A 13,238-nucleotide genomic window follows, 5' to 3' on the forward strand; every position below is an offset into this window, starting at 1 on the left:
TTTTACGTTAGATGTTTTATAATGGCCTGATATGCGTTTTTCTGGGATTGAGCAAGCTGGTGGCACAATGTCTTAAGGTGAGTATCGCTCAATCTGTCGGCGCAGTCCATAAAGCATTTTTCGTTTTGTTGCATCATAGAAAGGGTGTCTTGGATATACTGAAGTTCCTTCTGGGTCAGATTTGCCATGTCTTTTCCTCCTTTCACGTATTTATGTTGTGTAAAAAAAATAAATATATTCAATGGTGAAAAAAAACGACCCTTTCACATATACTGTAATAGTAATTTTATTTTGAAATTTTAAGGGGGCAATAGCGTGGACTACGACAAACTTTTTGAGATAATTAAAAATTTAAAGAATCAGTTGGATGCGAGCAGTACTGAAGAGTTTAAAAAATTTACCAATGAATTGATGGCGATGTCTGATGGAGAATTTCAGGCGCGCATCGACGAATTAGCTTTGAAGCTTAAAGATATCTTGTCAAAGATAAATTTGCCTGCTGGTGTCAATCCTTATGATATCAAAGGCGCTTTTGAGAAAATAACGCAGGGCAACGAAGGGTTAAGCTATGAAAAAGTCATGAGCTTTATGTCGGCGTTAGATCCCAATTATAAAAAAGCCCTGGCAAGATTTAGTAAATTAAGCGAGAAGTTAAAAAGCCTGTAAGCACACGATACCGTGTGCTTATTTTATATTTTAATTTATAGCGATAAATTTGCAAAAATGTATTGATTAATTAGTGGTTTTTTTGTTAAACTAGAAGTGCAATGATTGTTTATTAATTTAATAAAGAGGTGTTTTAGCAATGGCTGAACTTCGCTGGAACCCATTACTGGGGGATTGGGTGATGATCGCATCTCACAGGCAGGAAAGGCCTCAGATGCCCAAAGATTGGTGTCCTTTTTGTCCAGGCTCTGGCAGGGTACCTGATGGCTACGACGTGTTGGAGTATGACAATGATTTTCCTGCTCTTATGCAAAATCCCCCTGCGCCTGACGACGTGGAAACGTCACTGTATAAAGTATCGCCTGCGTATGGCAAGTGCGAGGTGATCCTCTATTCACCTAATCATACCATAACCCTTCCCGAGCTGGAAGTGGAGCATATCAAAAAATTGGTTGATCTCTGGAGTGAGCGATTCACCGCGTTGAAGCGCGACGAGCGCATTAAGTATATATTTATTTTCGAGAACCGAGGTGAAGTCGTGGGCGTGACAATGCCCCATCCCCATGGCCAGATATACGGCTATTCTTGGGTACCTCTCAAGATAAAGCGCGAACTTGAGTTATCTCGCAGGCATTACGAGGATACAGGCCAGTGCCTGATATGCAGGATTACCGAGGAAGAATACGATTTTAAAAAGAGGATAATAATGGAGAACGATCATTTTGTAACGTATCTTCCCTTTTTTACCGAATATCCCTACGGCGTGTTTATATCGGCAAAGCGACATGTGGGGACAATAGATGAGTTTACACCTGAAGAGAGACAAGCATTTGCAGAGATTTTAAAGTATACTACGGGCACATTGGATGCGCTATTTGATTATAAATTCCCATACATGATGTGCATGCATCAGCTTCCTGTTAACGGTGAGGAGGATTTTTCGGATTGTTACCATTTTCACGTGGAGTTTTATCCGCCCATGAGGTCTAGAGATAAGCAAAAGTTCAACGCTTCCAGTGAGACAGGAGCCTGGGCGCCGTGTAATACCACATCACCTGAGGAGAAAGCTGAGGAGCTTAGAAGGGCTTACGAGAAGTTTAAAGAGAAAATGGGGAGGGTATCGCGATGAATTTTCTTTTAAAGGAGTTTTACGATGTTTTCACTGACAACGGCAGAGAAGTCAGGGCGTTTTTTTCGCCAGGGAGGGTAAACCTTATAGGCGAGCATACCGATTACAACGGGGGATATGTGTTCCCTGTGGGATTGAACGTGGGAACTACTGTGTTGATAAGAAAAAGGGATGATAAAAAGGTTTTACTTTATGCCACCGACATTAAAAAAGTGGTAGAGGCGAGCCTGGATGACTTAGAGAGTTATAAGGATATTGAGTGGGGCAATTATCAGCTGGGAGTAATCCACGAGCTTTTAAAAGCCGGATACAATGTGGGCGGCTGTGAAATGCTGTTTTGCGATACGGTGCCCCATGGCGCGGGACTTTCTTCTTCTGCGGCCATTGAGTGCGCCACGGGGATTGCAGTATACAGTATGTTTAACGATAAACCTATAGATAAGGTGGAACTGGCCTTTATAGGGCAAAGGGCTGAAAATAAGTACATAGGCGTTAATTGCGGTATCATGGATCAGTTTGCATCAAGTATGGCCAGGAAAGACCATGGGTTATTTCTCAATACCATGACAATGGAGTATAAGTATGTGCCTTTAAACCTCGGCGACTACAGGATACTTATATCCAACACCAATAAAAAGAGAGGGCTTGCGGATTCAAAGTACAATGAAAGGAGAAGCCAGTGTGAAGAAGGATTGCAGGCTCTTAAAAAGGCGCTTGACGTAAAGTGCCTGGGTGAGGTGAGCGTAGAGGAATTTGAAAAGCATAAGTATCTCATTGAGGACGATATCGTCAGAAAAAGGGTTGAGCACGTGGTTTACGAAGATGAGAGGGTCTTAAGTTCTATTGATGTGCTGGAGAAAGGCGACCTTAAGTCATTTGGCAGGCTGATGACGCAGTCCCATGAGTCCCTTAGAGATTTGTATGAGGTTACGGGCGTTGAGCTGGATACTTTGGTGGAGGAAGCTTTGAAGATCGAGGGAGTGCTGGGGTCCAGGATGACCGGCGCTGGTTTTGGCGGGTGCACTGTTACGATAATACATAGAGCTAATATCGAAGAATTTAAGACAAAGGTTGGAGAAAACTATACCAGGAAGACGGGACTTAAAGCCGATTTCTACGTGTTTGAAGTAGGGGATGGAGTGCGGGAGATTAATTTATAAAAAGGGGTGGATTCAAATGATACTGGTTACAGGAGGAGCAGGTTACATAGGAAGCCATATGGTCTACCTGCTTTCGCAAAAAGGGTTTGACGTCGTCGTATTGGATAATCTTGAGAAAGGTCACAGGGCGGCGGTAATGGGAGCGAAATTTTACCAAGGGGATTTGAGGGACAAAGAACTTTTGGATAGGATCTTTGCGGAAAATGACGTGGAAGCCGTTATCCATTTTGCCGCTGCTTCCCTGGTAGGGGAAAGCATGGAAAATCCCCTTAAATACTATTTCAACAACGTATATGGGACCATGTGCCTGGTCGAGGCCATGATAAAGCATGGTGTAAAGAAATTGGTCTTTTCTTCAACAGCCGCGGTATACGGAGAGCCTAAGAATATCCCTATAATGGAGGAAGATCCCACAGTTCCTACCAATCCTTACGGTGAGACAAAGCTCGCCATAGAGAAAATGTTGAAATGGGCTGATATGGCCTATGGGTTGAAGTACGTGTCCCTTCGCTATTTTAATGTGGCTGGCGCTCATTGCGATGGCGTTATAGGCGAGGATCATCAGCCAGAGACTCATCTTATACCTATTGTGCTTCAGGTGGCGCTGGGCAAAAGGGATAAGGTGGTGATTTACGGTGACGACTACGATACCCCTGATGGCACATGTATAAGGGATTACATCCACGTCCTGGACCTGTGTGAAGCACACTTGCTGGCTTTGAAATACATTCAACAAAAAGGCAAAAGCGATGTGTTTAATCTCGGAAACGGTATGGGATTTTCTGTAAAGGAAGTGATAGATAAAGCCCAAAAGGTTGTGGGCAGGAATATTCGCTATGAGGTAGGTAAAAGGCGTCCAGGAGATCCGTCAATTCTCGTCGCTTCTGATAAAAAAGCCAAAGAGGTTTTGAATTGGGAGCCAAAGTACAGCTCACTGGAGACAATAATTGACACGGCGTGGAAATGGCACTCGGCTCATCCCGATGGATACGATGTTGATAAACCTTGACACAGAGGTTTTAACTATAATATTATAGGTTATAGGGTTTATTGTTTTCACAGGGCGGACTGCTTTTCAGGAGGTGTTCGATGCAGCATATAGCGCAAAAAGTTAAAGAGCGTACAGGTGTAAATACCACGGTCAGGGACATTGAGAATATTATGTCGGCCTTGTGTTGCACAGGTGATTTTTATGAGCTAATTCGCCTGTCTAATGAACCTTTTGTTGTGGTTGTGGAGACGTTAGAGGTGCTTATAGATGAAAAGCTCGTGGAGTTAACTGATAGGGGCTATTTGGCGATTAGCCAGCGAGGCAGGGAATTTGTGAAAAACCATAACATAAAGCCGATAAGTGATCATATATGTTCTAATTGCGGTGGCAGAGGAATACAATTGGGCGATTTTAAGTCGCTGCTTCTAAAGTTTAAAGAGATAACCTGCGGAAGGCCGGTACCGGTGGCGGAGTACGACCAGGGGTATGTTACGGAAGAAACCGCTGTGGCGAGAATAGCCTTGATGGCCGATAGAGGTGACCTCGATGGCAAGGATATAATAATTTTAGGAGATGATGACCTCGTCAGCATAGCTGCTGCGCTGTCCGGGTTACCGGCTCGCGTTACTGTGTTGGAAGTGGATGAGAGGATAGTAAGGTTTATAGACGATGTGGCCTTAAAATACAATCTCCCTATAGAGACGAGAATATACGATTTGAGCAAAAAATTACCTGATGAATACGTGGGCAAATTTGATACCTTTATTACCGATCCTCCGGATACGTTGGAGGCTTTAAAGCTTTTTGTTAAGCGAGGTATTGCTTCTTTAAAGGGCGTAAGGTGTGCCGGTTATTTTGGTGTAACTTCAGCAGAAGCTTCTTTTAACAAATGGTATGAGCTTCAGGCGGCATTGCTCGCTGAGTGCCATGTGGTTATAACCGACATTATCCATAATTTTAATCATTATATGAACTGGGATTATTTACCTGAGAATTTTAAAGGCCGTTTACCTTTTTTGAAGCAAAGGCCTTCTAATATATGGTACTGTTCAAGTATGTACAGGGTAGAAACGGTGGGGATTCCTGATACCGCCAATGACGATGTCAGCGATACCCGCCAGTTGTATGTGGACAGAGAGTCTATAGTTTAAATTTACGGGCGGTCCGCCCTGGGTTTTAAGGGGTGATGTGCTGTGAAGGTTACAAAAGTGTTTGAATTTGATAGCGCCCATAATCTCCTCAATTATCACGGCAAGTGCGAAAGGCTTCACGGGCATACTTATAGGCTGGAAGTGACGGTAAGCGGCGTACCGGACGATGACGGTATTGTGGTAGATTTTAACCTTTTAAAGTCTACGGTGAACGAATGCATTATTGAAAAGCTGGATCACCAGTACCTCAATGAGCTTTTTGATTTTAATACTACATGTGAAAATATGCTACTTTGGATGTGGAAGCAGTTATATAAAAGATTAAAGTCAGAAAGGTTTCAGCTCTATCAATTGACATTATGGGAGACCCCTACCAGTTATGCTACATTGACAAAAGAGGACATGGACGATGTTGAGGGTTAATGAGATCTTTACCAGTATACAGGGTGAAAGCTCATCTGCAGGTTATCTTACTGTTTTTGTAAGGCTTACCGGGTGCAATCTCAGGTGCTCTTACTGCGACACCAGATACGCCTACGATGAAGGCGTGCTGATGACAGCAGAGCAGGTTTACGGCGAAGTGGTGAAAAAAGGGGTAAAGAGAGTGTGCATAACAGGCGGTGAGCCTTTGCTGCAAAGTGACGTACAGAAGCTCATAGATATGCTGGAGGAATATGAGGTTTCCATTGAGACCAATGGCTCTATAGACCTGTCGCGGTTTAGATTGCCTATAAATCACAGGTTTGTAATGGACGTAAAGGTGCCCTCTTCAGGCTTTTCTGACGCCATGGATTACAGCAATTTTGATCGCTTGAGAAATCATGATGAGATAAAGTTTGTCATAGGCAATAGAGAAGACTATATCTGGTCTAAAGAGGTTATAAAAAAGTATTACAAGAAAGGTGTCATAATTTTTTCGCCGGTGTACAAAGCCATAGAGCCAGACCAGATAGCGAGCTGGATTATAGAGGATAGGCTTGACAGCGTCAGGTTCCAGCTTCAGTTGCACAAGTACATATGGAATCCTACTATTAGAGGTGTTTAATATGAAAAAAGCAGTAGTATTGTTGTCGGGGGGATTGGACAGTACCACATGTATGTCAGTAGCACATCGCGATGGATATGAACTATATCCCCTGTCTTTTGATTACGGCCAGAGGCATTCCCGGGAATTGCAGTCGGCGAGAAAAGTAGCGGAGTATTACGGGGTAAAGCACCACCAGATAGTGAAGATGGACAATGTAGGAGGGAGTGCGCTTACTGACCTTTCTATAGAAGTCCCGGACTATAAAGGAGACAGCTCTGAGATACCTGTGACGTATGTTCCAGCCAGGAATATCATTTTTCTCAGCTACGCTGTAGGTTATGCAGAGGTCGTAGGGGCTGAAGCCATATATATAGGGGTTAGCTCAGTAGACTACAGCGGATACCCTGATTGCAGGCCCGAATTTATAGAAGCGTTTCAAAAAGTGATCGATGTGGGGACAAAAGCCGGTGTTGAAGGGAAACCTATAAAAATAATCACGCCGTTGATAAATCTATCAAAAGCTCAAACCATAAAGCTAGCCTATGAAAACGGTGCGCCCCTTCATCTGACCACCACGTGTTATAAAGGAGGAGAAAAGGCTTGCGGGATATGTGACAGCTGCAGGCTCAGGCTGAAGGGATTTAAAGAAGCGGGGTTAAAGGATCCTCTGGAATATGAAATTGACGTTGACAGTATTTGATGTGTTTGATAAAATGTTACCTAGAACATAGGGGAGTAGCTTGCGGAGACGCGACAAAGTCAACATGCTGGTTTTAGACCTGGCTTTGTCTTAAAAAGCGAGACCTATGTATAGCGGTGTGCTATACATAGGTCTTATTATTTTGCTAAGAATAACTAAAGGAGGACAAGGACGATGGATGCATTTTTAACAGCTTTATTTATGGTGGTAGTTGCGGAAATGGGAGATAAAACGCAGCTTTTGTCCATGGCTTTTGCTACAAGGTACAGCGCTTTGAGCGTATTAACAGGTGTATTTATCGCTACGGTTCTAAACCACGCCCTGGCTGTTGTGGTAGGCACATACCTTGCAGAAGTAATACCTGTTTCGATAGTTCAGATAGTTGCGGCGCTGTCTTTTATGTTTTTCGGGCTGTGGACATTAAGGGGTGATAAGCTGGAAGGAGAGGACAAAGTAAAGACGAGGTATGGGCCCGTTTTTACCGTCGCTTTGGCTTTTTTTGTAGCGGAGATGGGCGATAAGACCCAGCTAGCCACGGTTGCCCTTGCAGCTAGATACCATAGCCCTGTACACGTGCTGATTGGAACGACGCTGGGTATGCTTATAGCGGACGGTATCGGTATAGTGATAGGCGATTACCTTTCTAGGAAGGTATCTGAGGGCTTAATAAAAATCGTCTCTGCTGGTATTTTTATACTGTTTGGATTTGCCACCCTTTATGAGGCTATGGGATATAACGCTATTACCATCGGTGTAATGGTATTTCTGGCGGTGCTAATGGGCGCGATAATATACGTAATGAAAAGAGAAAAAGACCTGGAAAAGCATTAGGTCTCCTCTAAATCCTCAATCTCGGGGTTTACCAATATGGTTTTATAGTTTTCGTATATAACCATGCCTGGCTTGGCGCCGTTAGGCTTTTTTACATATTTTCTCAAGGTGTAGTCTACAGGTACTTTGCTGGACTCCCTTGCCTTGCTGTAATAGGCCGCTAGCCTCGCAGCGGCCTCCAGGGTTTCAGGAGGCACCTCTTTGCCATATGCCTTTATTATCACGTGAGAGCCGTGTACCTTGCTAGTGTGCAACCAAAGGTCTTCTGTTCTGGCAAAACGCAAAGTCAGATAGTCGTTTTGCATGTTGTTTTTGCCCACGTATATGTCAAAGCCGTTGTGCCTGTAATGCCTTGGTTTTGAACGGTATGTCATTTCTTTTTTTCCGGTGTTGTTTTTTATATACCCCTCTCTGATGAGCTCGGCTTTTATATCCAAGAGATCTGATTCATTCTCTGCCTGTTGGATATTTGTGAGCTGGCTTTCCAGGTAGTCTATCTCTTTTTTGTTTTCTTCAATCTGATCTAAGAGCATATTGTATGCGCTCTTTAGTTTATTGTATCGCTTGTAGTACCTCTGGGCGTTTTCGGCAGGGGTCAGTGAGGGATCCATGGGGATGCTAATGGTATTTCCGTCGTAATAGTTGTACAGGTCAGCGCATTGCTGGCCTTTTTTCAGGTTGTACAGGTTGGCCGTGATGAGTTCACCGTATAGCCTGTATTTCTCCCTGTCTTCTGCCTCTGCAAGATCTTCTTGCTGGATTTTTAATTTCTTGTAGCATCTGTCCAGATTGGTGTCGATGATCTTTTTGAGGTCTGATGAAAGCTGCTTTAATCTAGACTGCTTTGTAAAAACCGTGTAGTACTCGTCTAAAAGGCTGTTTACGCTGTCAAAATTTTTAAGCTCACATTTACCTGCCAGATGGGTCAAATCTATGCAAGAAAAATCTTTGTACATCCCTGTTTTGCTGTCAATGGCGAGGCATGGATTATATCTGTTTGCCTTCACTCCCTCAATTATACCTTTAAATACACTGTATAAAAGTTTTAAGTCAGCAGTACCTATGTTTTCTATTCCGGCCCTGAACAGGATTTCCCTGGACACCAGAGGGCTTATTCCCTGGATGTTATCGGTGAAAAAGGTCGAAACATCTTTACATCGTTTTATAAGCTCCTCCAATTGGTTTAGTTCCACGGAGTCAGGTGGCACTTTCTCAGGAGTAGGGGGAAGCTGGTATTTAACCCCTGGCAATATCACCCTTCTGCTCATGTCCTGGGTTACATTTTTTATACAGGATATGATGGTCATATCCTGATCGCACAGTATTATGTTGCTGTGCTTGCCCATGATTTCTACGGTGAGCGTTAAAACGATGGGATCTTCCAGCTCTGTCTTTGTCTTTACATCTATATAAAGGATCCTGTCAAAACCCTCCTGACGTATGCCGTGTATTATGCCTGCTAAGAGGTGTTTTCTCAGAGACATGCAAAAGGGAGGAGGTGTTACAGGATTTTCAAATTCTTGTCCTGTCAAGTGAATTCTGGCGCTACTAGCGTTTGACGATATCACCAGCTTGTAATTTTTTTTGTTGTTTCTTACAGAGATCCATATTGTTTCGCTTTCAGGCTGATATATCTTTTCGATCTTGCCTCCTATTAATTCATTTAGTTCGCTTTTTAGGCAGTAAAGGGTAATGCCGTCTAAAGCCATAAAATCACCTCGCATAAGACAGATTATATATTAAAATCACTTCATTGACAACAACGCGCTTTTAAAGATAAAATAAGTAATGTAGGTCGGTGAATTATGATGAAGTGGTTGCTGGTAGTTTATAAAGTGCCTCCTGAGCCCTCTACAGCCCGCGTGTATGCCTGGAGGAAGTTAAAGGGCTTAGGGGGTTTATATATTCAACAATCGGTTTGTATTCTGCCTTATACTCAACAAAATTCAGAGGGGATTTTAGATATTGAAAAGGATATGCAAAAATACGGTGGCGAGTTCTGGCATTTTATAGTAGAGCAGTTCGATGAAAAAACCGAAAGCAAATTAATAAATCAATACAATGAGCTGAGGGACAGGGAATACGAAGAGATTGCTGATAAGTGCAATGATTTTTACGCGGAGATTGAAAAAGAGACAAAGAACGAGAATTTTACATACGCTGAATTGGAAGAAAATGAAGATGAGTTGGAAAAACTGTGTAATTGGTTTTGTAAGGTGGTAAAGAGGGATCTATTTGGGGCCAGCAAGAAAGGTCAGGTAGAAGGAATGCTGGAGCAGTGTAAAAAATTGCTTGAAGAGTTTGCGCAGCGAGTATATAATACTGAAGAAAGTTAGGTGTATTGATATGAAATTTACGAAAATGCAGGGTACTGGAAACGACTTTGTCGTAGTGCAGGAAACCGAAATAGAGGGCACAAAAGATTATGCAGCTATGGCGCGAAGGCTGTGCGACAGGCATTTTGGAATAGGAGCGGATGGCCTCATTGTCGTATGCCGATCAGAGGTTGCTGACATAAAGATGCGCATATTCAATGCTGATGGCAGTGAAGCTGAGATGTGCGGCAATGGCATAAGGTGTTTTTCAAAGTACGTATACGAGAGGAATGTTTTGAATAAAGATAAGTTCAGGGTGGAAACGCTGGCTGGCGTGGTTGTACCCATGCTTGAAGTGGAGAACGGTATGGTGAAATCGGTTACTGTCAATATGGGCAATCCTGTATTTGACGATACGCTAATTGATTTTAAGTTGGATGTAAAAGACAGGTCTTTTTATATTACCTATGTGAACATGGGCGTACCTCATGTAGTTATATTTGTAGATGACATCTTGGTGGATGATATAGTGGAATACGGCCCTTTAATTGAGCGCCATAAATTGTTTCCCCAGGGCACCAATGTGAATTTCGTCAAGGTGGTGTCTAGGGACAGTTTATGGGTGAGGACATGGGAGAGAGGAGTGGGATTGACCTTGGCATGCGGCACTGGTACCTGCGCCAGTGCTGTGGCTGCTTGCAGGAGCGGAAAGGTTGAGCGGCGCGTGACCGCTCATCTTGCGGGAGGAGATCTGGGTGTGGAGTGGATGGACGATGGGTGTGTGTACATGTCTGGGCCTGCGGAAATAATTTTTGATGGTATAGTAAAATTAGCTTGATAATTATTCGATTTTTGTATAGAATTAATATAAATTGAATATAAATTAATTCGCCATGCGCTGGGTGAGCGGGAGGTTGGTTTATGAATTGTTCTAATATCAGGCTTATCAATATTGGTTTCGGGAACATCATTTCTGCCAATAAATTGGTGGCCATAGTGAGTCCTGAGTCCGCGCCTATTAAGAGGATAATTCAGGATGCCAGGGATAGGGGTATGCTTATAGATGCTACTTATGGGAGGAGGACGAGGGCGGTAATAATTACTGATAGCGACCACGTGATATTGGCAGCGGTGCAGCCGGAGACAGTGGCCAATCGCTTGAATTCCAAGGATTTTGGCTTGGACGAGAATATTCTGGATGAGCCCGATGAGGAAGAATGAGGTGAGAGGGTTTAATGGAAAATGGGCTGTTGATCGTGTTATCAGGTCCTTCAGGGGCAGGTAAAGGAACGCTGTGCAGGGAACTTTGCGAGAAAAGCGATAATTACAGGTTAAGCGTATCTGTGACCACTCGAAAGCCTAGAAAAGGAGAAGTAAATGGGAAGAATTACTTCTTTGTAGATGAGGATCAGTTTAACAAAATGGTGGAAGATGATGAGCTGTTGGAATGGGCAAAGGTATACGGAAATTATTATGGAACGCCCAGGGATTATGTAGAGCGGTGTTTAAAAGAAGGGTATGATGTGATACTGGAAATCGATATACAAGGCGCGTTAAAGGTCAAAGAAAAATTCCCTGAAGGTGTTTTTATTTTTATACTCCCGCCATCTATGGAAGAGCTGAAAAATAGGATAGTCAAGCGTGGGACAGAATCAGAAGAGGAGATAATGAAGAGATTTAAATCGGCGTACGAAGAGCTGAATTATATATCTAAATACGATTACGCTGTCATAAACGACGATGTTGAGCAGGCGATAAAAAAAATTCAGGCAATAATAATAGCTGAGAAGTGCAAAGTGAATAGGAATAAAGAGTACTATCTGAGCATAAGGGAGGGGTTACTGTGATTTATCCGCCGATAAACGACCTTTTGGAAAAAGCCGAGGACAAGTATACCTTGGCTGTATTGGTGGCCAAAAGGGCAAGGCAGCTGGTTATGGGAGATAAGAAATTGGTGAATACGGACTCAGATAATCCTGTGGTCATAGCTATAAACGAGATAGATCAGGGCAAGGTATCTTTTGAACGGACTAAAGTAGGTATAAAATAATCTTTTTGTAGGGATGATGTTATGTTAAAAGGCAAAAAAGTCGTCCTCGGTGTGACAGGGAGTATCGCGGCGTATAAAGCTGCAGAGATCACAAGAGCGCTAGTCAAGGAAAGAGCACTGGTCAAGGTCATCATGACGGCATCTGCTACCCGCTTTATAACGCCGCTGACATTTCAGACCCTTTCAAATAACCCTGTAGCTGTAGATATGTTTGAAGAGCCTGTGGCCTGGGAAATTGAACATATATCTTTGGCTAAATGGGCTGATGTGTTTTTGATCGCGCCAGCCACAGCTAATGTCATAGGCAAGATGGCGGCGGGTATTGCCGACGACATGCTGACCACGACCGTCATGGCCACCAGGGCTCCTGTGGTCGTGGCGCCGGCTATGAACGTCAACATGTACACCAATCCCATTACTCAACACAATATAGATGTGCTAAAGCAAAACGGTTATCACTTTGTCCAGCCTGAATCAGGGGAATTGGCCTGCGGCGACAGAGGTCAGGGGAGGCTGGCGGATATTAAGGACATTGTGGATTGCGTGAGATCCCTCTTCATCAAAAAGGACCTGGCAGGTAAGAGGATACTGGTTACCGCAGGTCCTACCAGGGAGCCCATTGACCCTGTAAGGTACATATCCAATTATTCCTCTGGCAAAATGGGTTATGCGCTGGCGAAAGCTGCAAGGGATAGAGGGGCAGAAGTGGTGTTAGTGTCAGGACCTGTATCTATAAGCCCGCCGTCAGGAGTGATGTTGGAGAGGATAAATACCGCTGAGGAAATGATGAGAAGCGTGTTGAAACACTTCGATAATGTAGATGCCGTAATAATGGCCGCAGCGGTAGCTGATTACAGACCTATGGAGTACAGTGAGGTCAAGATAAAAAAGTCCGATGAGGATATGGTGGTACATCTGGGTAAAAACCCTGATATATTAAAAGAACTGGGATTTAGGAAAGGCAAACAGGTGCTTATCGGGTTCGCTGCGGAAACCAATGATGTGATGCTTAACGCAGGCAAAAAGCTGAGGGAAAAAAATCTGGACATGATCGTGGTCAACGATGTGACCCAACCTGGAGCGGGTTTTGAGGTAGATACGAACATAGTCAATGTGATGACAAGGGATGGAGATGTTAAGAGCTTTCCTTTAATGGATAAAGGAGAGCTATCCCATATGATACTGGATTTGGCAGTAGATTTAATGGTCAGGTAACTG

17 protein-coding genes are annotated in these 13,238 nt (G+C 43.5%); 15 read left to right on the forward strand and 2 right to left on the reverse strand.

The window, feature by feature from the left end:
- Window positions 1-2: 2 nt before the first annotated feature.
- Window positions 3-188: a hypothetical protein gene (locus tag CALPO_RS0109970; RefSeq protein ID WP_026487185.1), complete on the reverse strand. Its 186-nt coding sequence runs from the start codon at window positions 186-188 to the stop codon at window positions 3-5.
- 127 nt (window positions 189-315) lie between these two features.
- Here CALPO_RS0109970 and CALPO_RS0109975 point away from each other — a divergent pair, with 127 nt between their 5' ends.
- From CALPO_RS0109975 to CALPO_RS13775, 9 genes are all read left to right on the forward strand, one after another.
- The gene (locus CALPO_RS0109975) at window positions 316-666 is read left to right on the forward strand and encodes a hypothetical protein (RefSeq protein WP_026487186.1); all 351 of its coding nucleotides are present in this window, start codon (window positions 316-318) and stop codon (window positions 664-666) included.
- Between the two features lie 139 nt (window positions 667-805).
- Window positions 806-1,795, forward strand: coding sequence for a galactose-1-phosphate uridylyltransferase (gene galT, locus CALPO_RS0109980; protein ID WP_026487187.1), 990 nt, complete (start codon window positions 806-808; stop codon window positions 1,793-1,795).
- Window positions 1,792-2,955 (forward strand): galactokinase, encoded by a 1,164-nt coding sequence (locus CALPO_RS0109985; protein WP_322786104.1) that lies wholly within the window; start codon window positions 1,792-1,794, stop codon window positions 2,953-2,955. The genes galT and CALPO_RS0109985 overlap by 4 nt, the downstream gene beginning before the upstream one ends.
- A gap of 16 nt (window positions 2,956-2,971) precedes the next feature.
- The gene (galE, locus tag CALPO_RS0109990) at window positions 2,972-3,964 is read left to right on the forward strand and encodes a UDP-glucose 4-epimerase GalE (protein ID WP_026487189.1); all 993 of its coding nucleotides are present in this window, start codon (window positions 2,972-2,974) and stop codon (window positions 3,962-3,964) included.
- A gap of 80 nt (window positions 3,965-4,044) precedes the next feature.
- A complete protein-coding gene (locus tag CALPO_RS0109995; protein WP_026487190.1) occupies window positions 4,045-5,097 on the forward strand; it encodes a bis-aminopropyl spermidine synthase family protein in 1,053 nt (350 codons plus the stop codon).
- Window positions 5,098-5,139: 42 nt separating this feature from the next.
- Window positions 5,140-5,520 (forward strand): 6-carboxytetrahydropterin synthase QueD, encoded by a 381-nt coding sequence (queD, locus tag CALPO_RS0110000; protein WP_026487191.1) that lies wholly within the window; start codon window positions 5,140-5,142, stop codon window positions 5,518-5,520.
- The gene (locus tag CALPO_RS0110005; protein WP_218915183.1) at window positions 5,507-6,142 is read left to right on the forward strand and encodes a radical SAM protein; all 636 of its coding nucleotides are present in this window, start codon (window positions 5,507-5,509) and stop codon (window positions 6,140-6,142) included. Before queD ends, CALPO_RS0110005 begins: the two co-directional genes overlap by 14 nt.
- A 1-nt stretch (window position 6,143) precedes the next feature.
- Window positions 6,144-6,824 (forward strand): 7-cyano-7-deazaguanine synthase QueC, encoded by a 681-nt coding sequence (gene queC / locus CALPO_RS0110010; RefSeq protein WP_026487193.1) that lies wholly within the window; start codon window positions 6,144-6,146, stop codon window positions 6,822-6,824.
- A 174-nt stretch (window positions 6,825-6,998) separates the two neighbouring features.
- Window positions 6,999-7,655 carry a TMEM165/GDT1 family protein gene (locus CALPO_RS13775; RefSeq protein WP_035172548.1) on the forward strand — a complete coding sequence of 219 codons (657 nt, stop codon included), beginning with the start codon at window positions 6,999-7,001 and terminating at the stop codon, window positions 7,653-7,655.
- Here CALPO_RS13775 and CALPO_RS0110020 read toward each other — a convergent pair.
- Entirely contained in the window at window positions 7,652-9,364 is a 1,713-nt protein-coding gene (locus CALPO_RS0110020) for an Rqc2 family fibronectin-binding protein (RefSeq protein ID WP_026487194.1), read from the reverse strand. The genes CALPO_RS13775 and CALPO_RS0110020 overlap by 4 nt on opposite strands.
- Before the next feature lie 96 nt (window positions 9,365-9,460).
- On the opposite strand from CALPO_RS0110020, the gene CALPO_RS0110025 reads away from it, so the two are divergent.
- The 6 genes from CALPO_RS0110025 to coaBC all read left to right on the forward strand — a co-directional run bounded on the left by CALPO_RS0110025 (window position 9,461) and on the right by coaBC (window position 13,235).
- Window positions 9,461-9,991 (forward strand): Chromate resistance protein ChrB, encoded by a 531-nt coding sequence (locus CALPO_RS0110025; protein WP_245589939.1) that lies wholly within the window; start codon window positions 9,461-9,463, stop codon window positions 9,989-9,991.
- Window positions 9,992-10,001: 10 nt separating this feature from the next.
- Complete coding sequence (gene dapF / locus CALPO_RS0110030; protein ID WP_026487196.1) at window positions 10,002-10,808, forward strand: diaminopimelate epimerase; 807 nt, start codon at window positions 10,002-10,004, stop codon at window positions 10,806-10,808.
- Between the two features lie 83 nt (window positions 10,809-10,891).
- Complete coding sequence (remA, locus tag CALPO_RS0110035) at window positions 10,892-11,191, forward strand: extracellular matrix/biofilm regulator RemA (RefSeq protein ID WP_035172549.1); 300 nt, start codon at window positions 10,892-10,894, stop codon at window positions 11,189-11,191.
- A gap of 14 nt (window positions 11,192-11,205) precedes the next feature.
- A complete protein-coding gene (gmk, locus tag CALPO_RS0110040) occupies window positions 11,206-11,817 on the forward strand; it encodes a guanylate kinase (RefSeq protein WP_026487198.1) in 612 nt (203 codons plus the stop codon).
- On the forward strand, window positions 11,814-12,020 hold the full coding sequence (gene rpoZ / locus CALPO_RS0110045) for a DNA-directed RNA polymerase subunit omega (protein WP_026487199.1): 207 nt from the start codon (window positions 11,814-11,816) through the stop codon (window positions 12,018-12,020). The genes gmk and rpoZ overlap by 4 nt, the downstream gene beginning before the upstream one ends.
- A 21-nt stretch (window positions 12,021-12,041) precedes the next feature.
- Window positions 12,042-13,235 (forward strand): bifunctional phosphopantothenoylcysteine decarboxylase/phosphopantothenate--cysteine ligase CoaBC, encoded by a 1,194-nt coding sequence (gene coaBC, locus CALPO_RS0110050; protein ID WP_026487200.1) that lies wholly within the window; start codon window positions 12,042-12,044, stop codon window positions 13,233-13,235.
- The last annotated feature ends 3 nt before the right edge of the window (window positions 13,236-13,238 follow it).

Source organism: Caldanaerobius polysaccharolyticus DSM 13641 (assembly GCF_000427425.1).
Lineage (GTDB): Bacteria > Bacillota > Thermoanaerobacteria > Thermoanaerobacterales > Caldanaerobiaceae > Caldanaerobius > Caldanaerobius polysaccharolyticus.